8 protein-coding genes are annotated in these 20,702 nt (G+C 77.3%); 1 reads left to right on the plus strand and 7 read right to left on the minus strand.

What is annotated here, in order from left to right; translation table 11 throughout:
* Window positions 1-51: 51 nt before the first annotated feature.
* Window positions 52-945, plus strand: a complete 894-nt coding sequence (locus ACZ42X_RS05965; protein WP_468284737.1) for a DUF2867 domain-containing protein — start codon at window positions 52-54, stop codon at window positions 943-945.
* 15 nt (window positions 946-960) lie between these two features.
* On the opposite strand, the gene ACZ42X_RS05970 is transcribed toward ACZ42X_RS05965, so the two are convergent.
* From ACZ42X_RS05970 to ACZ42X_RS06000, 7 genes are read right to left on the minus strand one after another with little or no spacing between them, the layout of a single operon-like run.
* A complete protein-coding gene (locus tag ACZ42X_RS05970; RefSeq protein ID WP_468284739.1) occupies window positions 961-2,190 on the minus strand; it encodes a cytochrome P450 in 1,230 nt (409 codons plus the stop codon).
* Entirely contained in the window at window positions 2,187-4,145 is a 1,959-nt protein-coding gene (locus ACZ42X_RS05975) for an acyl carrier protein (RefSeq protein ID WP_468284741.1), read from the minus strand. Before ACZ42X_RS05975 ends, ACZ42X_RS05970 begins: the two co-directional genes overlap by 4 nt.
* 3 nt (window positions 4,146-4,148) lie before the next feature.
* Window positions 4,149-7,676: a non-ribosomal peptide synthetase gene (locus ACZ42X_RS05980; RefSeq protein WP_468284743.1), complete on the minus strand. Its 3,528-nt coding sequence runs from the start codon at window positions 7,674-7,676 to the stop codon at window positions 4,149-4,151.
* The gene (locus ACZ42X_RS05985) at window positions 7,673-11,539 is read right to left on the minus strand and encodes an amino acid adenylation domain-containing protein (RefSeq protein WP_468284745.1); all 3,867 of its coding nucleotides are present in this window, start codon (window positions 11,537-11,539) and stop codon (window positions 7,673-7,675) included. Before ACZ42X_RS05985 ends, ACZ42X_RS05980 begins: the two co-directional genes overlap by 4 nt.
* Window positions 11,536-16,104 (minus strand): amino acid adenylation domain-containing protein, encoded by a 4,569-nt coding sequence (locus ACZ42X_RS05990; RefSeq protein ID WP_468284747.1) that lies wholly within the window; start codon window positions 16,102-16,104, stop codon window positions 11,536-11,538. Before ACZ42X_RS05990 ends, ACZ42X_RS05985 begins: the two co-directional genes overlap by 4 nt.
* The gene (locus ACZ42X_RS05995; protein ID WP_468284749.1) at window positions 16,105-17,241 is read right to left on the minus strand and encodes a MupA/Atu3671 family FMN-dependent luciferase-like monooxygenase; all 1,137 of its coding nucleotides are present in this window, start codon (window positions 17,239-17,241) and stop codon (window positions 16,105-16,107) included. It lies immediately after the preceding gene.
* On the minus strand, window positions 17,232-20,702 hold the full coding sequence (locus tag ACZ42X_RS06000) for an acyl carrier protein (protein WP_468284751.1): 3,471 nt from the start codon (window positions 20,700-20,702) through the stop codon (window positions 17,232-17,234). The genes ACZ42X_RS05995 and ACZ42X_RS06000 overlap by 10 nt, the downstream gene beginning before the upstream one ends.

Here is a 20,702-nt window from a genome sequence, read left to right on the forward strand (position 1 = left end):
CCGTACGGTAGCGTACGGAGAAACATACGCTCCCGTATGGAGGTGTGCGCCATGCGCACGGTACGGAACGTCCACCAGCGGATCATCGACGCGCCCGCCGACACGGTCGGCGCCCTCCTCGACCGGCTCGCCGGCGAGGACGACCCGCTCTTCCCGACGCCCGCCTGGACGGGCATGCGTTTCGACCGGCCGCTCGGCGTCGGCGCCGACGGAGGCCACGGCTCGGTCCGCTACCGGGTCACCGCGTACGAGCCCGGCCGCAGCATCCGGTTCGACTCGGCCTCCCTGGGCGGCTGGCACCGGTTCTCCGTCGAGCCGCTGGACGGGGGCGCGCGCTGCCGGCTCGTCCACGCCCTGGAGATACGCGTGGGCTTGGCGGAAACCCTGCTCTGGGCGCTCGCCGTCCTGCCGGTCCACGACACCGTCATCGAGGAGCTCTTCGACAACGCGGAGCGCGCCGCCACCGGCCGCCTCACCCGCCCCGCCACCCGCTGGTCCCCACGGGTCCGGCTGCTGCACCGGCTCGGCCACCCCCGCCCCGTCGCCACCCCGGTCCCCGCCGCGGCGCGCCTCGCCCGGCACGCCTTCGACCGCCCCGACTTCGCCGACGCCTGCCGCCTGCCCCTCGAACGCGGCATGGACCGCGACCCGCGCGCCTGGCGCGGCGTCCTCCCCTTCCCCGTACAGGCCGCCGGGGAGGGCGAGTTGCTGCTGGGGAAGGACGCCGGGCACCTGGACTTCCGCGCCTCCGTCCTCGTCGGGGAGGACGACGTCACCCTCAGCACGGTCGTGAAGACCCACAACACCCGCGGCCGGCTGTACTGGGCCGTCGTCCGCCACCTGCACCCGTACGCCGCCCGGCACGCGCTCCGCCGCGCCCACCGGCGCCTCGCGCTCGCGGCGCCTTCCGCCGGGGAGCGCCACCGGAGCCGGGTCACCTCCTGAAGGCACGGCGCGGCGTCACCTCCTGAACGCCACCGGCAGCGCGCTCACCCCCCGGACGAAGTTCGACGCCAGCCGTGGCGCCGGGCCCGTCACCTCGAAGGAGGAGACCTGGGCGCGCAGTTCGGCCAGCATCGCCCGGATCTCCACCCGGGCGAGCTGCGCCCCCAGGCAGAAATGCGGGCCGAAGCCGAAGGTGACGTGCCGGTTGGGGTCGCGCCCCACGTCGAAGCGGTCCGGGCCGTCGAACGCCTCCTCGTCGAAGTTGGCCGACGCGCACCACAGCGTCACCGCGTCACCCGCCGCGATCCGCGTGCCGTCCCCCAGCTCCGTGTCCGCCGTGGCCGTACGGCCCACGTGGGCCACCGGCGTCGTCCAGCGCAGGATCTCCTCGGCGGCCGGGCCGACCAGCGACGCGTCCGCCCGTAGCCGCGCCCACTGCCCGGGGTGGGCGGCCAGCGCCAGCAGCCCGCCCGCCATCGACAGCCGGGCCGTCTCGTCCCCGCCGATGATGAGGTTGTAGCAGTTGAGGAGGGTCTCCTCCTCGGTGAGCGGGCGCCCGTCGACCGTGCCGGCCACCAGCAGGCTGACGATGTCGCCGCCGGGCGCCTCGCGCCGCTCGGCCGCCAGCCGCAGGTAGTAGTGCAGGAGCTCGCTCTGCGCGATCCGCACCTCGACGGACGCCGAGGCGCTCTCCTCGCCCAGCATCGCCGCGTTCGTCAGCTCCAGCACCCGCGCCCGGTCCGCCGCCGGCACACCCAGCAGCTCGCAGATCGCCCGCAGCGGCACCTGCGCGGCGACCTCCGCCACGAAGTCGACGGACTCTCCCGAGCCGCCCCGCGTCACCGCCTCCGCCAGCAGCTCCCGCGTCGCGCGCGCGATCGACTCCGTCACCGGCCCCAGCTGCCGAGGCCCGAACCCGCCGGACAACAGCCGCCGCAGCGCCGCGTGCCGCTCCCCGTCCGTCACCACGAGCATCTTCCCGGCCCCGCGGTCGTACCCCTGGAGGAGCGTGGCCAGCATGTTCCCGCCCTCCGACGAGAACGTCCGCGCGTCGCGCAGCGCCCGCACCACGTCCGCGTGGCGCGTCACCACCCAGAAGCCCGGCACGGCCGCGCCCCGCGCCGGGTCCACGGGCTGCCAGCGCACCGGCTCACGGCGGCGCAGCTCCCGCCACACGCCGCGCAGGTCCTCCTCGGCGTGTACGCGCGGATCGAGCAGGTCCACCGCCGCCCGGCCCACGGTCACGCCTCCGCCTCGAACTCGTCCAGCAGCGCTTCGAGTTCGTCGTCCCCGGATCGCAGCTCCACGATCCGGGCCGCCAGCTCGGCGAGCGTCAGCTGCTCCAGGAACAGGTCGATCGGCACGTCGACGCCGAAGTCGTCGCTCATCCGGGACACCAGGTGCACGGCGGTCAGCGAGTCGCCGCCCGCCTCGAAGTACGTCCGGTCCAGGGCCGCCTCGGACGCGTCGAGCCCCAGCGCCTCCCGCAGCGCCCCCGCCACCGCCGCCTCCAGGTCCCCTTCCGGATCCGCCTCCGGTGCGGCGGGCTGGGGTACGGGCCGGTCGAGCGTGAGCGCGCCGTGGCTCTCGCCCGCGAACGGGTACGTCGGCAGGCTCACCCGCCGCGTGCCCTCCGGCGCCTGGGGCCAGGCCACCTCCCCGCCCGCCAGCCACGCCTCGCCCAGCGGATGCGGGTCCCGCACCCCGGCGGCCAGCTTCGCCGCGGCCTCGGCCGGGCCGGAGGCGACGACGTACGTCCGTACCGGCAGGGCGGTGCGCCCGGTGCGCAGGGTGTGCGCCACCTCGGCGAGCGACGACGGCGCGCCCTCCCCGCGCAGCCACTCCGCCACGCGCCGGGCGAGCACCTGGAGTTGCCCCTCCGTACGGGCCGACAGCGGCAGGACGAACGGACCACCGGCAGGGGCGGGTGCGGGGGCCGGTCGCGGAGGCGCCTCCTCCAGCACCACGTGCACGTTCGTCCCGCCGATGCCGACCGACGTCACGCCCGCCAGCCGGCCCGAGCCGTCCGCCGGGCGCGGCCACGCGGCGCCCGCCTCCGTGACCAGCCGGAACGGCGACGACTCCAGGTCCGGATGGGGCGACTCGACGTTGACCGTCGGCGCCAGCGCGCCGTGCTCCAGCATCAACACCGTCTTGATGAGGGCGGCCACCCCCGCCGCCGCGTCCAGGTGCCCGATGTTCGACTTGACCGACCCGAGCCGCACCTCGGAAGCCCCCGCGAACGCCGCGCCCGCCGCCGCCAGTTCGATCCGGTCGCCGAGCTCCGTGCCCGTCCCGTGCGCCTCCAGGTACTGCACCCGCGCCGGGTCCAGACCGGCCGCCTCCCACGCCTCCGCGATCGCCGCCGTCTGCCGGTCCACGCCCGGCGCCGTGAACCCGACCTTCGTCGCGCCGTCGTTCGTCACCGCCGAGCCGCGCAGCACCGCGCGCACCGGGTCGCCGTCCGCCAGCGCGTCCTCCAGGCGCCGCAGGACGACCACGCCGACGCCGTTGCCGGGCACGGTCCCGGCCGCCTTCTCGTCGAAGGGCCGGCACCGCCCGTCCGGCGCGTAGATCCCGCCGTCGACGTGGACGTACCCCCGGGGCCGTACGGCGTCGACCGAGACGCCGCCCGCGAGCGCGGTGTCGCACTCGCCCAGCAGCAGCGCCTGCGCCGCCAGGTGCACGGCGGTCAGCGACGTCGAACACGCCGTCTGGACGTTCATGCTCGGCCCGTCGAGCCCCAGCCGGTACGAGATCCACGGCGCCAGGAACTCCCGGTCGGTGAGGATCCGCACCTGTGTCGCGCCGATCCGCGCCGCCAGGTCGCGGTCGGTGGCGGCGGCCAGCGCATGCTCGGTGGGCGAGCCGCCGACGTACACGCCCGTGCGGGCGGGCGCCCCCAGCGGGTCGTACCCCGCGTCCTCCAGCGCCGCCCACGCCGTCTCCAGCAGCAGCCGGTGCTGCGGGTCGAGCGCGGCGGCCTCGGTGCGGTGGAAGCCGAAGAGGCCCGCCTCGAAGCGGTCGGCGTCCGCGAGGAGGCCCTTGGTGCCGACCTCGCCCGCCGGGGCGTCGAAGTCGTCAAGCGAGCAGACGCCGCCCCGGAGGTTCGCCCAGTAGGCGGCCAGGTCGGGGGCGCCGGGGAAGCGCCCGCTCATGCCGACGACGGCTATCGCGCCTTCGGGAACCTGCTGGTCCATCGTTCAGTGGCCTTTCCGGTTGCTGCGGAGCCTTCGTGCGGTGGCGGCGCGGTCCCGCCGCGCGGACGTCCCGCGGGCCGGCGGTGCGCCGCCGTCCAGGTGCGCGGCGAGCGCGGCGACCGTCGGGTGCCGGAAGAGGTCGACGAGGGTCAGCGCGTCCTCGCCGTAGCCGGCGCGGCGCAGGGCCGCCAGGACGGCCAGCAGCCGCACCGAATTGCCGCCCAGTTCGAAGAAGTTGTCGTGCACGCCCACCCGGTCGAGCGTCAGCACCCGCGCCCACACCTCCGCGACGCGGCGCTCGGTGTCGCCGCCCGGCGCGGCGTACGACTCCGCCAACGGCGGCCGCTCGGCCGGGGGTTCGGGCAGGGCGGCGCGGTCGATCTTGCCGGAGCGGTTCAGCGGCAGCCCGTCCAGGCGCACGAAGACCTCGGGCACCATGTAGCCGGGCAGCCGCTCCGCCAGCCGGGCGCGCAGCGCCTCGTCGGGCGCGTCCCCGACGACGTACGCCACCAGCCGGTCACCGCGCACGGCCGCGGCCGCCATCACCACCCCGTCCACGCCCGCCAGCAGCGCCTCGACCTCGCCGAGCTCGACGCGGAAGCCGCGCAGCTTCACCTGCGCGTCGCTCCGCCCGAGGTAGTGCAGCACCCCGTGCGCGTCGATCCGGCCCAGGTCCCCGGTGCGGTACATGCGGGTGCCGGGCGGACCGTACGGGTCGGCGACGAACCGCTCGGCGGTCATGCCGGGGCGGCCGATGTAGCCGCGCGCCAGCGAGACCCCGGCCACGTACACCTCGCCCGTGACCCCGACGGGCACCGGCCGCAGCCGCGCGTCCAGCACGTAGGTGCGGGCGCCGGGCACGGCGTGCCCGATGACGACCGGCTCGCGGGGGCGCAGCTCGGCGGTGGTGGCGTACACGGTGGCCTCGCTGGGCCCGTACGCGTTGACGATCCGCCGCCCGGGCGCGGCCAGCCGCTCCACCAGCTCCGCCGGGCACGCCTCCCCGCCGACGGCGAGCGTCCGCAGCCGGGGCAGCGCGCCCCCCGCCCCCTCGGGCAGCATCATCGCGGCGGACGGCGGCAGGAACACGTAGGTGATCCCGCTGTCCCGCAACCGGGCGAACAACCCGTCCCCGAGCCGCTCGTGCTCCTGCGTGACGTGCAGCTCGGCCCCCGCGACCCACGGGAAGAACAGGTCGGAGACGGCCACGTCGAACCCGAACGACACGAACTGCAGCACCCGGTCCTCGGCCGTGACCGGAAACACCGGCCGCACGGCGACGGCCAGGTTCACCAGCGCCCGGTGCGCCACGGCCACACCCTTGGGCACGCCGGTGGACCCGGAGGTGTAGAGGACGTACGCGAGGTCGTCGGGCCCGGGCGGGGACGCGGGGGCTTCGCCCCGGGCCCCGGCGGCCGCCCGGGCTTCGCCCGGCGGCGCGGGCGTTCCCGCATCCGGCCCCGAGCCCGGGAGGTCGGCGGGCCCGGGCGCGGGGGCTTCACCGGCTGTCCCCCGAACCCCGCCGGTCGTCCCCCGGGCCCCGCCGGTTGTCCCCCGGGCCCCGTCGGCCGCCCGGGCTTCGCCCGGCGGCGCGGGCGGGTCTGCGGCGGGTGGCTTCGCCACAGCCGCCCCGGCCGGGCCTTCGGCCGCCGCGAGGGGGGCGGCTTGCGCCGACGCCGCGGTGCCAGCCCCTCGGGCGCCGCCCGAGCCCGGGCTCTCGGGCCCCTGGCCCGGGCTCGCCTCCCCGCCCGGCTCGTCGACGCGCAGCGCCCGCACCCCCAGGTCACGGTCCGCCGTCCCCGCCGCCACCAGCAGCAGCGACATGCCCGAGTCCCCGGCCATGTAGCGCAGGCGGGCGTCCGGGTTCGCCGGGTCCAGGGGGACGTACGCGGCGCCCGCGCGCAGGACCGCGAGGGCCGCGACCGCCATGTCCGCCGAGCGCGGCAGCAGCAGGCCGACGCGGACGCCGGGGCGGGCGCCCGCGGCGCGGAGCCGGGAGGTCAGGGCGTCGGCGCGGGCCAGCAGCTCGCGGTAGGTGAGGCGGACCTCGCCGCAGACGAGGGCCGTGGCGTCCGGGCGTTCGGCCGCGCGGTCCGCGACCAGGTCCGGCACCAGGCGGTCCACGGAAGCCGCCTCGGCCGTACGGTCGGCCGCCGTCAGCACCCGGGCGCGCTCGTCCGCCGGGACGGCGTCCAGCAGGGACAGCGGCACGTCGGGCCGGGCCAGGGCGCTCGACAGCAGCGTCTCGAAGGACCGCGCCCACGCGCGTACCGTCGCCGCGTCGAACAGCCCCGCGCGGTAGATGAACTGCGCCGCCAGCTCCTCCCCCCACCGCTCCACGTGCAGGTGCAGGTCGAACTTGGCCGCCTCCACCTCCACCTCGGCGCGCGTGACCTCCGCGCCCGCCAGGGCCGCCGACAGCTCGGTGTCGTCGTCGTACGCGAACACCACCTGCACCACCGGGTCGTGGCTGGTCTCCCGGGCCGGCGCGACCGCGTCGACGACCGCCTCGAACGGCGCGTCCTCGTAGGGCCGGCCCGCCACCAGCCGCTCGCGCAGCCGGGCGACCAGCTCGCCGTACGAGGGGTCGCCGGACAGGTCGACGCGCAGCGCCAGCGTGTTGGTGAGCATGCCGACCGTCTCCTGGAGCTCGGGCCGGTCGCGCCCCGACACCGGGAACCCGATCACCAGGTCCTCGCGCCCCGAAAGCCGCCCCAGGAACGCCGCGTACACCGCGAACAGCCCCATGAAGGGCGTGGCCCCCCGCGTCCGGGCCACGGCCGCCAGCCGCTCCCGCACCGCCGCGCCGATCCGGAACCGCACGCTCCCGCCCGCCGCCGACCGCACCGCCGCGCGCGGCCGGTCCAACGGCAGCGCCACCGTGCCGGGCGCCCCGCGCAGCTGCTCGGCCCAGTGCGCCACGGCCCGGTCGTACGCGCCCCCCTCCATACGCTCGCGCTGCCAGGCCGCGTAGTCGGGGTACTGCAGCGGCGGTTCGGGCAGCGCGTCCGGGCCGGCGCCGGGCGGCACACCCTTCACCTCCGCCTCGTACGCCGCCGACAGGTCCCGCAGGAGCACCTGGAGCGACCAGCCGTCGCACACCAGGTGGTGGGCGACGAGCAGCACCCGGTGCGCGCCGTCGTCCAGCGCGTACACGGTGGCGCGCAGCAGCGGCCCGGCCGCCGTGTCGAACGGCCGCGCCGCCTCCGCCCGTATCCGCGCGTCCGCCTCGCCCGCCGGGACACCGGTCTCCACCCGCACCGCCGCCCGGCCGGCCGACGCGACGATCTGCACGGGCGTGCCCTCCGACACCCGGAAGACGGTGCGCAGCGCCTCGTGCCGCGCCACCAGTGCGTCCAGCGCACGGCGGAACGCGGCCACGTCGAAGGGGCCGCGCACGGTGAAGGCGGCGGGCACGTTGTACTGCGCGGAGCCCGGGTCCAGCTGGTCCAGGACGAGCAGCCGGCTCTGCGCGTCCGAGACCGGGAACTCGTACTCCTCCACCTCGTCCAGCTCTTCCGGATCCGTCATGACTTCCCCCGTAGTACGTCGTCGAGGACGGCGGCGACGGCCGCCGCCGGTCCCGCGTCCAGCACCTCGCTGTGGGCGCAGTCCAGTTCGTGGACGTCCAGCGCCGCCGCCCACGGCCGCCACGCCGCCGCCTTCTCCTCCGTCGTCGCCTCGGCCGCGCGCGTCGCCGAGAAGAGCGTCACCCGCCCGCCGTACGGCGACGGCCGCCAGGCGCGCGCCAGCCGGATGTGGTGGACCAACGAGTCCGCCACGGCCGCGAGCCGCGCGTCGTCGAACCCGGCGAGGACGCCGTCCCCGTCGCGTACGCGCGCGAACACCTCGGCCCGGACGAGCGGACCCGCGCCCGGCGGCACCTGGTTGTTGCGCAGCAGCAGCCGCAGCGCCTCCCGCTCGACGGCCGCCGGGTCGAGCGGCCCGGCCGCCGCAGGCTTCGGCATCGCGTCCAGCACCGCCAGCAGTCCCACCTCCTCGCCCGCCCGCCGCAGCCGGACGGCCATCTCGTGGGCGAGCGCCCCGCCGAAGGAACGCCCGACGAGGAGGTACGGGCCGTGCGGCCGCACGGCGCGGATCCGCTCGACGTACCCCTCCGCCATCGCGCCCAGATCGGCGGGCAGGTCCGTTCCGCCGCGCATGGCCGGGGACTGGAGGGCGAGGACCGGGACGCCGGGGGAGAGGTGCGGCAGCAGCGCCGTGTAGGCCCAGCCGAGGCCGAAGCCCGGGTGCACGCAGAACAGCGGCGTATGGTCCGGCCGCCCGGGGCGCAGGGTGACCAGCGGCCCGAACCCGTCGTCGGCGTCCCGGCCGAGGCGGTCGGCGAGCGCGGCCGGGGCCGGGGCCTCGAACAGCGCGGCGAGGGGGACGCGGACGCCGAGCGCCGTCTCGATCCGCGAGGCCAGCCGGAGCGCGAGCAGCGAGTGGCCGCCGCGCGCGAAGAAGTCGTCGTCGGGACCGACCGCGTCCACGCCGAGCACCTCGGCGAACAGCGCGCACAGCGCTGCCTCCCGCCCGGGCCGGGGCGCGCGGCGCGATTCCGCCGGCGCCCCGGGCTCCGGCAGCGCCGCCCGGTCCACTTTGCCGTGCGCCGTCAGCGGTACGGCGTCGACGCGCGCCCACAGCGACGGCACCAGGTGCTGCGGCAGGGCCCGCGCCGCCTCCTGCCGTACGGCGCTCAGCGCGGCGCCCGGCGCGAGGACGACGTGCGCGGCGAGCACCTTGCCGCCGCCGCCACCGCTGTCCGCCCGAGCGGTGACGACCGCGCGGACGACCCCGGCGCAGCGCCCCAGCGCCGCCTCGACCTCCGCGGGCTCGACGCGGAAGCCCCGCACCTTGACCTGCGCGTCGGCGCGGCCCTCGAACTCCAGCACCCCGTCGGGGCGGCGCCGCACCAGGTCCCCCGTGCGGTACATGCGGGCGCCGGGCGGCCCGTACGGGTCGGCGACGAACCGCTCGGCGGTGAGCCCGGGCCGGTGCAGGTAGCCGCGCGCGAGACCGGCCCCGGCGACGTACAGCTCGCCGGTGGTGCCGTCGGGGACGGGGCGCAGGGCGGCGTCGAGGACGTACGTACGGGTCCGGTCCAGGGGCCGCCCGATGCCGTCGGGCCCGGCGGTGGCGAACACGGTGGTCTCGGTGGGCCCGTACCCGATGACGACCCGGGTGCCGGGACAGGCCTCCCGCACGCGGCGTACGGCCTCCGGTGCCACGACGTCGCCGCCGGCCCACACCTCGCGCAGACCGGACAGCGCCTCGGGCGCGACGTCGGCGACCACGCGGAACAGCTCGGCGGTCAGCCACAGCGCGGTGACGCCCTCGTCGGGCAGCAGCCGCGTGAGGAGGCCGGGCGTCACCGGCTCCGGGGGCGCGAGGACGACGGTCCCGCCGGTGAGGAGCGGCACCCACACCTCGTAGGTGGCGGCGTCGAAGGTGTGCGCGCTGTGGAACAACACGCGGCGGTGGGCCCCGCCCTCGAAGCGCCGGTCGGCGGCGAGTTCGGCGATCGCGCGGTGGGGGACGACGACGCCCTTCGGCTCGCCGCTGGAGCCCGAGGTGTACATGACGCAGGCGGCGTCGTCGGGAGCCGGCGGGACGACGGCGGCCGCTGGAGAGCCCTGCGCGTCGGCCTCGGTAAGGCCCTGCGCGTCGTCGAGGCGGAGTTCGGCCACCTCGCGCGGCAGCCACGGCGTGGGGCCCGCCGTCACGGCGAGGCGCGCCCCCGAGGAGGCGAGGAGCCGGCCCAGAGGGGCGGACGGCTGGGCCGGGTCCAGGGGGAGGTACGCGGCGCCCGCCTTGACCACCGCCAACTGCGCCACCACCAGCCCCATCGAGCGCGGCAGCGGCAGCGCCACGGTGTCGCCCCGCCGGACCCCGGAGGCGGCCAGGCGCCCGGCGAGCGCGTCCGAGGCGGCCGCCAGCTCGGCGTACGAGAGCGCGCCGTCGGGGGCGCGCAGCGCCACCGCCTCGGGGGCGCGCGAGACCTGGTGCGCGAACCGCTCCACCACCGTCGCCGGTTCGGCGGGCGGACGCGCCGGCCCCGCCCCCGCCGCCCGAAGCGCGGCGCGCTCCTCGGGCGGCAGGACGTCCAGCCGGGCCACTGGGCGGCCCGGGTCGCCCGCGAGCTCCTCCAGGGCGTGCGCCAGCCGCGCCGCCACCGCCCCGGGCGCGATGCCCCGGCGGCAGCCGATCCGCAGCAGCATGCGCTCGCCCGCGACGACGGCCACGGTCACCGGGTAGTGGGTGGCGTCCACCGCCTCGACGAGGCGCACGGCGGCGGCACCGTCCGCGCCGGAACGCGGGAAGTTCTCGAACGCCAGCACCGTGTCGAAGAGGTCCCCGGCCCCCGCCTCCCGCTGCACCTCCGCGAGCCGCACGTGGTGGTACGGCGCGAGGCGCAGCTGCTCGGCCTGGAGGCGGGCCAGCAGCCCGCCCACCGGCTCGCGGTCGCGCAGCCGTACCCGTACCGGCAGCGTGTTGACGAAGAGGCCCACCATCCCCTCCACGCCCGGCAGGTCGTGCGGCCGGCCGGAGACCACGGCCCCGAACACCACGTCACGCGCGCCGCCGCCGGTCATGCGGTGCAGGACCAGCGCCCAGGCGGCCTGGACGACGGTGTTGACGGTGACCCCGCACGCGGCGGCCTGCCGCGCCACCGCGGCCGTGAGCGCGGCGGAGAGCTCCACGTCGTGGACCTCGGCCGCGTCGGCAGGGCCGGACGGGGACAGGAGCCGGGGCCGCTCCAGGCCCGTCAGCGCCTTGCGCCACGCCGCACGCGCCGCGTCGGCGTCCTGCCGCCGCAGCCAGGCCAGGTAGTCCCGGTAGGGGACGGGCGGCGGCAGCGGCTCGCCGGTGCAGAGCGCGGCCAGGTCGCGTTCCAGGAGCGGCAGCGACCAGCCGTCCAGGAGAAGATGATGGAATGTCAGGACAATATGTCGGTCCGACACCACAGCACCCCGCACCAGCGGCGGCCGCCGCACGTCGAACCGCCGCGCCCGCTCCTCCGCCATCACCTCCCGTACGTCCCCGTCGGCGACCTCCCGCCACTCGACCGCCACCTCGCGCGGGATCAGCTGCACCGGCTGCGCCAGCCGCTCGTGCCGGAAGCCCGCCTTCAGGTTCGGGTGCCGCTCCAGCAGCGCCGCCACGGCCTGCCATACCGGCACCGGGGTGCCGGAGGCGACCCGGAAACGCGCCTGCACCACGTACGGGTCCGGCTCGCCGTCCCCGGCGTCCCGTACGGCGTGGAAGTACAGCCCCTCCTGCGCGGGCGCCAGCGGCAGGACGTCCGCGATCCGCCCGCCGCCAGACCCGCTGTCGGCCGTGGGGCCGGGCCGGCCGCCGTGGGCCACGCTCCCGCCCGCACTCCCGCTCACCAGTCCCCTTCCAGCATCTCCAGCTGCTCCTGCGACAGCTCCACCAGGTCGAAGTCCGACGCCGTGTGCCCGCCCGCGCCCTCCCGGGCCGCCTCCGCGACCAGTGCCTCGACCGCCTCGCGCCACAGCTCCGCGAGCCGCCGCACCTCGCCGTCGGCCAGGACGCCTTCCGCGTACGACCAGCCGGCGACCAGGCCCCGGTCCAGGGCCACCGCGTCGATCTCCAGCGCGTGCCCCAGCGGCATCGCCGCGGCCGCCGCGCCCAGCAATTCACCCCCGGCCACATCGGATCCGCCCATCCGCCCCAGGTAGTTGAAGCGGAGGTCGGGCACGGGCAGGGCCGCCAGCTTCGGCGCCGTGTCCTGGTTCAGGTACCGCAGCAGCCCCCACCCGAGGCCCCCGTCCGGCACCGCGCGCAGCTGCTCCTTGACGCGCTTCAGCGCCTCGCCGGGAGCCGCCGCCCCCGCCGTACCGCCCGCGTCCAGCCGTACCGGGTACTGGGTGGTGAACCAGCCGACGGTCCGGGACACGTCCACCTCGCCCACCCCGTCCGCCGGCGCCTCGCGCCCGTGCCCCTCCAGGTGCACCAGCACACCGGAGCCGCCGCCGCGCCACCGCTCCACGGCGACCGTCAGCGCGGCCAGCAGCACCGTGTCCGTACCGCAGTGGAACGCCGCCGGTACGGCGCCCAGCACCGCCTCCGTCACCCCGGCGCCGAACTCCACGGTGAAGCCGGCCCGGGGCGCCCCGGCACCCCGCCCGCCCGCGATCCGGCCGTCCGGGCCGCCGCCCCCCAACGCCCGCTCCCACCAGGGCGCTTCGGTGTCCACCCGCTCCGGCCGCACCGACTCCTCGCGCAGCAGCTGCGCCCACCGCCGGAAGGACGTACCGCTCGCCTCCCGGACCGGGGACCCCGCCAGCGCGGCGGCCAGTTCGGGCCCGAGCACCCGCCAGGACACGCCGTCGACCGCGAGGTGGTGCACGGTCAGCAGCAAGCGGTCACCGTCCAGGACGGCCCGCAGCATCTCGCCCCGCGCCGGGTCCAGCCGCTCGTCCTCCGGCACCGCGCGCAGGACCTCCACCCGTACGTCCCCGACGGGCCGGACCTCCAACTCCTCCTCCACGCCCGGGCCCGCGTCCGGGCCCGCGCCCGGGCCGCCCTCGACCAGCCGCATCCGCAGCGCCCCGTGCCGGTCCACCAGCCCCTGCACGGCGGCGGTCACCCGCTCGTACGACATCCCGTCCGGTACGGGGAAGACCATCGACTGCGTGAAGGCGGCCGGATCACCGCGCTGCTCGCGCCACCACCGCATGACGGGCGTGAGCGGCAGCCGCCCCACCCCGGAGTCCCCGGAGTCCCCGGAGTCTCCGGGTGCCGGAGCGGCCTCCCGGGCCACCCGCGCGACCCGCGCCAGCCCCGCCGGGGTCCGCGCCGTGAACACGTCCCGGGGCGTGAGCGCGAGCCCCGCCTCCGTCAGCGCCCGCCCGGCCAGCTGGATCGCCATGATGCTGTCGCCGCCGAGCCGGAAGAAGTCGTCGTCCGCGCCGACCGACGCCCTGCCCAGGACGCCCGCGAACAGCCCGCACAACACCTCCTCGCGCCCGGTGGCCGGGGCCCGTCCGCCCTCCGCCACCCCGCCCGGCTCGGGCAGGGCGTCCCGGTCCAGCTTGCCGTTCGCGGCGACCGGCAGGGCGTCGAGCACCACCACATCGGCGGGCACCATGTGCGCGGGCAGCCGCCCGGCCGCGTACGCGAGCACGTCGCCGGCACCGAGGGAGCCGTTCGGCACCACGTACGCCACCAGCCGTCCGCCGCGCGCCACCACCACGGCCCGCCCGACCGCCGGATGCTCCGCGAGCACGGCCGCCACCTCGCCCGGCTCCACCCGGAAGCCGCGCAGCTTCACCTGGTCGTCCGCGCGGCCCAGGCAGTCCAGCGACCCGTCCTCGCGCCACCGCGCCAGGTCCCCCGTCCGGTACATCCGCGCGCCCGGCGGCCCGTACGGGTCGGCGACGAACCGCTCGGCGGTCGGCCCCGGCCGCCCCAGGTAGCCGCGCGCCAGCCCGTCACCCGCCAGGTACAGCTCACCGCGCACCCCCGCCGGAACCGGCCGCAGCCGTGCGTCGAGGACGTACGCGCGCGTCCCCGCCACCGGCGTCCCGATGGACGGCGTCCGCCCGTCCGGCACCAGCGGGCCCGACGCGGTGGCGCCGACGGTCGACTCGGTGGGCCCGTACGCGTTGTGGAACCGCCGCCCGCTTCCGGGGCCGGCCCAGCGGGCCACCAGGTCCGGCGGGCAGGCCTCCGCGCCCGAGGCGATCACCCGCAGGTCCGGGTACGCGCCCTCCGGCACGGTCGCCAGCACCGACGGCGGCAGCAGGGTGCAGGTGATCCGCTCCCGGGCCAGTACGTCCCCGAGCGCGGCCCCCACCAGCGGCCCCGGCGGCGCCACGACCAGCGTCGCCCCGGCCGCGAACGCCATCGCCGCCTCACCGACCGAGATGTCGAAGGCGGGCGACCCCAGTTGGAGCACCCGGTCGCCGGGCCCGAGCCCGAACCGCTCCGCGTAGCTGTGCCCCAGCGCGGCGATGCCCCGGTGCGTGACGACGACCCCCTTGGGCCGCCCGGTGGTGCCGGAGGTGTAGATGACGTACGCGGTGTCGTCCGGGCCCACCTCCCGGACGGGAAGCGGCTCGTGCGCCCCGTACGCCCCCGCGTCCAGGACGAGCAGCGGCACCTCACCGGGCACGCCGACGTCCTGACCGTCCGTCACCAGGAGCACCGGCGTCGCGTCCTCCAGCACGTACCGCACGTGCGCGGCCGGATAGTCGAGGTCGACCGGCAGATACGCCGACCCGGCCCGCTGCACCGCCAGCGCGGCCACCACCATCGCGGGCGTCCGCCCCAGCGCCAGCGCCACGAGCCGCCCGGGCCCGGCGCCGCGCGCCGCAAGCAGCCCGGCCAGCCGGTCCACCCGGTCGGCGAGTCCGGCGTACGTCAGCGCGACGTCGCCGCAGGCCAGCGCCGTGGCATCGGGCGTACGCGCCGCCTGCCGCGCCACCAGCTCCGGCAGCGAGACCGGCTCCGGCCCCGCCTGGCCCGCCGAGGCGGCCAGCAGCCGCGCCCGCTCCGCCGCCGGCACCAGCTCGTGGTCGCGTACCGGCGCGTCCGGCGCCGCCGTGACCCGCCGCAGCAGCTCCACGTACGCCTCGGCCCACCGCGCCACCGCCTCCATCGCGAACAGCTCGGTCCGCACCTCGAAGCTGCCCGTCATGCCCTCGGCCGGGTCGGCGGCGTCCCGGACGATGCCGACCAGATCGTGCTCACCGCCCGTGTGGATGCGCTCCGGTACGGCGAACTCGCTCAGCGCCCGCACACTGCGCTGCTGCGCCAGGTGCATGAACACCCACTGGAACAGCGGCGAGCGCCCCGCGTCCCGCTCCGGCGCCACCGCCGAGACGATCCGCCCCACCGGCACGTCGGCGTTGGCCATCAGCTCCGGGAAGTCGGCCGCGAACCGGCCCAGCACCTCCCCGAAGGAGTCCCGCGGCCCGATCCGCCACCGCGTGGGCACGGCGTTCATGACGTATCCGATGACCCGCTCCAGGTCCTTGGCGGCCCGGTTCGCGGTCGGCGTGCCCAGCACCAGGTCCCCGGCGCCCGACAGCCGGTGCGCGAGCACCGCGAAGGCCGCCATCAGCACCACGTACACCGACGCGCCCCGCTCCCGCGCCAGCGCCCGTACCGCGTCCGCCGTCTCCGGCCCGATGCGGAACGGCACCTGCGCGATCCCGGGGCCGGCCCCGGCCGGCGTACCGGGCACGGTCAGCGCCCCCGGCGGCTCGGCGAGGTAGCGCCGCCAGAAGCCGAGCCGCGCCTCGAAGACCCCGGCGGCCTCCAGTTCGCCCTGCCAGGCGGCGAAGTCGGCATACTGCACGGCCGGACGCGTCAGCCGGGGCGCGGTCCCGTCCCGCACCGCCCGGTACGCCTCCGCGAACTCGGTCTGCAGCACGTCGAAGGACCACCAGTCGGTGATGATGTGGTGCAGGCTCAGCATCAGCGTGGACCGCCGGTCGTCGACCGTGACGAACCGCGCCCGCATCAGCCGGTCGCCCGCCAGGTCGAACGGCCGCCGCCGGAACGCCTCCAGCGCCTGCGCGATGTCGCGCCCCGTCCCCCGCAGATCCTCCCGCTCCAGCACGAAGGGCCCCTCGTCCGGGAACTCCAGCCACAGGTCCCCGGCCCGGCCCCGGATCCGCGCCCGCAGGATGTCGTGGTGCCGCCGCACCAGCGTGAGCGCCGCCGCCAGGTGCGCGGGGTCGACCGGCCCGTCGAAGTGGTACGCCGAGCACAGGTTCAGCGCCGGGGTCCCCGGGTACAGCGAGTCGTACACCCACAGGTCCTCCTGCGCGGGACCGAGCCGCACGGGCGCGCCACCGTCCCCGTCCCGGACCGGTACGACGGCGGGCACGGACCCGGCCCGGCCCGACTCCACCAGGCGCCGCATGAGCCCTACGCGCTGCGCGGAGCCGAGCGCGCGGAAGCGGTCAGCCGTCGACACCATCTAGAGCTCCTCCTGGAGTTCCGCCAGCCGGTGCAGCCCGGCCAGCACCTCGTCCCGGCCGAGGCCGAAGTCGATGAAGCAGGCGACCTCGTCGACGCCCAGCTCGCGCAGGTCGGCGAGCATCGTGCGGCAGGTCTCGGCGGAGCCGAGCAGGGAGCCCCACGTGAGATAGCGGCGGAAGGCGAACTCGGCCATCAGCGCCGTCTGTTCGTCCGTGAGCCCGGCGGTGCGCCGGTCGGCGGAGCGGTTGGCGGAGGTCTGCCGCACGTACGAGCGCAGGTACGCGGTCAGCGGCGCCGCCACCAGCCGCCGTACGTGCGCGTCGTCCTCCCCGACGAAGGTGTGCGCCATGAGCGTGACGCGCCCACGCGACCCGGCCCCGCTCCCGCCCTGCCCGGCTGCGCCCCCGGCCCCGTCCTGCCCGGGCGCGGCGGTGAAGGCCGCCCGGTAGCGGGCGATCTTCCCGGCCAGCTCGTCCCGGCTCTGACCCACGGTCGCCCCCAGCACCCCGGCCCGCAGCCGCCCGGCCGTCTCCCAGGTCTCCGGGCTTCCGGAGGTGGTCAGCCACAGGGGCAACGCATCCTGCACGGGCGCGGGCGTGGGCCGCACGGCCACCGCCTCGCCGGCGCCGTCCTCGAACTCCACCGCCTCCCCGGCCCACAGCCGCCGCAGCAGCGGTACGTCCCGCAGCATGCGCTCCCGCCGGTCGGCGTACGCGCCGGGGGAGACGACGAAGTCGGCGGAGTGCCACCCGGTGGCGACGGACAGCCCGACGCGCCCGCGCGACAGGTTGTCGACCACCGCCCAGTCCTCGACCACCCGCAGCGGGTGGTGCAGCGGCAGGACGACGCTCCCGGCCCGGATCCCGATCCGCTCGGTGGCGACGGCGAGCGCGGCACTGAGGACGGGCGGACTGGGGAACACCTGCCCGACCTGCTGGAAGTGCCGCTCGGGCGTCCACACGGCGTGGAACCCGAGCCGGTCGGCGGCGCGGGCGATGGCGAGGATGTCGTCGTACGCCCCCACATGCCGCCCGCGCCCTGCTCCCGTCCCCGCGCCGTTCGCCGGCGCGTCCGCCCCACCCGCCGCCGCGTCCGCGTCCGCATCCGCGCCGAAGAACATCACGCTCAGGTCCACGACCGCTCGCCCCCCTGCCGGTCCTGCTCCTGCTCGGGCTCGGGTCTCCGCTGCCGGGGCACCCGGGCCCGGCGGGGGATGGGCGCGTCGGCGGGGCGCTCGCGGCCCGCCGCGGCCTCCAGGGCGGCGGCCAGCCCGGCCACCGTGGGGGTCTCGAAGACCTGAGCCGCGGTGACGGCCCCGCCGCCGAGCCCCTCGTTCGTCAGGCGCGCGGCGACGCGCACCGCGCGCAGGGAGTTGCCGCCCAGCAGGAAGAAGTCGTCGTGCGGACCGACCTCCTCGACCCCGAGGACGCCCCGCCACACCGCCGCCACCCGCCGCGCGAGCGCGGCGTCGGGAGCAGGGTGCGGCGCGGGCGCCGGGACGGGCCGTTCGGGCCCGGCGGCCGCGGCACGGGGCGGCTCGCCGAGGTCCAGCTGCGAGAGCCGCACGTCGGGGTCCGCGGCCGCGGCGCCCAACACCCCCACCAGGGCGTCGGCGAGCCACTCCACCACCGCACGGTCCAGCGCGGCCGTGCGGTACTCCAGCGTGAGGTCCACGCCCTGGGGCGCACCACCCACCCCGTAGCGGTCGGTCACGTCGACCAGCAGCTCGAAGCGCGCCGCGCCCGTGCGGACGACCTCCACCGAGGCCTCGACGCCCGGCAGGTCCACCTCCGCGCGGGCGTTGTTCTGGAGGGCCAGGACCACGTCCGTGAACGGCTGCCGCCCGGGCCGCCGCGCCGGGTTCAGCGCATCGACGACCTCCTCGAACGGCACGTCCTGGTGCGCGAGCGCCGACAGGTCCGTGTCCCGGACGCGCGCCAGCAGCTCCCGTACCGTCGGGTCGCCAGACGCGTCGGCCCGCAGGACCAGCAGGTTGACGAAGAAGCCGACGACGTCGTCGACGGTCCCGTCGTTCCCGCGCCCCGCGACCGGCGCGGCGACCGCGGTGTCCTCGCCCGCGCCCGCCCGGGCGAGCACGGCGGCCAGCGCCGCGTGCAGCACCATGAAGAGCGTGGCCCCGTGCGCGCGGGCCAGCTCCACCAGCCGCCGGTGCGCCTCGCCGTCCAGGCTCCGTACGACGGTGCCGGCGTCACGCTCCACGGCGCTCCGGCCGCGCCACGGCAGCTCCGGCGGCCGTACGCCCGCCAACGCCTTCTCCCAGTACGCCAGCTGCGGATCGCGCAGCTCCACCAGCCGCTCCCGCCGGCGCCGCGCGTGCTCGGCGTACCCGACCGGCAGGGCGGGCAGCGCCGTACCCGCGTACGCCCGCGACAGATCGCGGAAGAGGGGCGGCAGCGACCAGCCGTCCGCCGCGATGTGGTGCAGGACCAGGAGCAGCGCGTGTTCGCCGGGCCGCTCCCGCACGGTGAACAGCACGCCGCGCACGGGGAGTTCGGCGCTCAGGTCGAACCGGTGCCGCGCCTCCTCGCGGATCCGCCGCTCCAGCTCCTCGCCGCCCACGACCACGTGCCTGTACGGCGGCCGGGCCGCGTCCCCCGTCAGCACGACCCGCACCGGCTCGCCGTCCACCGCGTCGAACACCGTCCGCAGCGCCTCGTGCCGCGCGACGACCTCGCCGAGCGCGGCGCCCAGCGCGCCGGGGTCCACGGGCCCACGCAGCCGGGCCAGCATGGGCATGTTGTACGCGACGCCCGCGTCGAGCCGGTCCAGGAACCACAGCCTGCGCTCGGCGTACGACACCGACGTGCCGTCATCCGGGGCGCCCGGTTCCACGGGGGAGACGGCCGCCAGCCGGGGCGCCAGCGCCGCCGGCGTCGGTGCCTCGAACAGCGTCCGTACGTTGACCTCGGCGCCCAGCTCCGCGTGGATGCGCCCCAGCAGCCGGGCCACGAGCAGCGAGTGCCCGCCGAGTGCGAAGAAGTCGTCGTCGGCGCCGACCGACTCCACGCCCAGCACCTCGGCGAACAGCCCGCACAGCGCCGCCTCGCGCGCGTCACCGGGCGCCCACCCCCGGCCTCCCGCCACGGCCCCCGGCGCGGGCAGGGCGGCCCGGTCCAGCTTGCCGTTCCCCGTCAGCGGCAGCGCGTCCAGCGTCACGAACGCCCCCGGCACCAGGTGGTCGGCCAGCACGCTCTTCGCGTACGCGCGCAGCCCGGCCTCCAGCTCCGGCCCGTCGCAGCCGTCGCGCCCGACGACGTACGCCACCAGCAGCCGCGCCCCGGAGTGGTCCTCGCGGGCCACGACCGCGACCCGGCGGACGCCCGGGTGGCTCCCCAGGACGGCCTCGACCTCACCGGGCTCCACGCGGAAGCCGCGTATCTTGACCTGCGCGTCGGCCCGCCCCACGAACTCCAGCGCACCGTCCGCCGCCCGCCGCCGCACCAGGTCCCCGGTGCGGTACATCCGGCCGCCCGGCGGCCCGTACGGATCGGCGACGAACCGCTCCGCACTCGCCCCGGCCTGACCGGCGTACCCGAGCGCGAGCCCGGCCCCGGCGGCGTACAGCTCGCCGACGGCCCCGTCCGGAACGGGCCGCAGCCGCTCGTCGAGGACGTACACCCGCTTGCCGGCCAGCGGCCGCCCGATGGGCACGGACGTCACACCGTCCCGCACATCGGCGCGCTCGACGCGGTGGGTGGTGAGGAAGACCATGCCCTCCACGGGCCCGTAGCCGTTGCTGATCCGCAGCCCGGGCCACCGCTCCAGCGCCCGCGCCACGTGCGCCGCCGACAGCGCCTCGCCGCCGACGACGAGTTCGCGTACGCCCTCCACCGCGCGCGGATACTCGTCCACGATCACGTTGAACAGCCCGGCGGACAGGTACGCGGACGTGACGCCGTGCTCGGCGACGAGCCGCCCCATCACCACCGGGTCCGGCCGCTGGCCGGGATGCAGCACGCAGGTCCCGCCGCCCAGCAGCGGCCCCCACAGCTCCAGCGCGAACGCGTCCCACGACACCGGCGCACACTGCAACCACACCGCGCCGGGGCCGAAGGAGGCGAAGTCCTGCCCGGTCAGCGTGGCGGTGACGGCGTGGTGGGAGGCGACGATGCCCTTGGGCCGCCCGGTGGACCCGGAGGTGAACATCACGCACGCCGCGTCGCCCCCGTCACCCGCGCCGCCGAGGGCGTACGGCCCGCCCTCGGCCGCCACGTCGACGGACGGCCCGTGCCCCCACCGGGCGCCGTCGCGGTCCACGACGACCCCGACGTCCGCGTCGGCCGCCATCGCCCGCAGCCGCGCCGCCGGGAAGTCCGGGTCGAGCATCACGTACGCGGCGCCCGCCTTGAGCGTGCCGAGCAGCGCCACCACCATCGCGGCGGACCGCTCCAGGTACACGCCCACGCGCGAGCCCCGCACCACCCCGCGGTCGGCCAGCGCCCCGGCGAACCGTTCCGCCGCCTCGTCGAGCCGCCGGTACGTCAGCCGCTCGTCACCGTCGATCAGCGCGACGGCGTCCGGGGCGCGGCGCGCCCGCTCCGCGAACCGCTCGTGCACACGCTCCACACGCTCCAT

The organism is Streptomyces sp. NPDC030862 (assembly GCF_055571835.1).

What these genes read in the sequence shown, in the direction of transcription:
- ACZ42X_RS05975 (WP_468284741.1), bottom strand. Translation starts at nt 4,145, where the DNA reads ATGGACCAGCAGGTTCCCGAAGGCGCGATAGCCGTCGTCGGCATGAGC.
- ACZ42X_RS05980 (WP_468284743.1), bottom strand. Translation starts at nt 7,676, where the DNA reads ATGACGGATCCGGAAGAGCTGGACGAGGTGGAGGAGTACGAGTTCCCG.
- ACZ42X_RS06000 (WP_468284751.1), bottom strand. Translation starts at nt 20,702, where the DNA reads ATGGAGCGTGTGGAGCGTGTGCACGAGCGGTTCGCGGAGCGGGCGCGC.
- ACZ42X_RS05965 (WP_468284737.1), top strand. Translation starts at nt 52, where the DNA reads ATGCGCACGGTACGGAACGTCCACCAGCGGATCATCGACGCGCCCGCC.
- ACZ42X_RS05990 (WP_468284747.1), bottom strand. Translation starts at nt 16,104, where the DNA reads ATGGTGTCGACGGCTGACCGCTTCCGCGCGCTCGGCTCCGCGCAGCGC.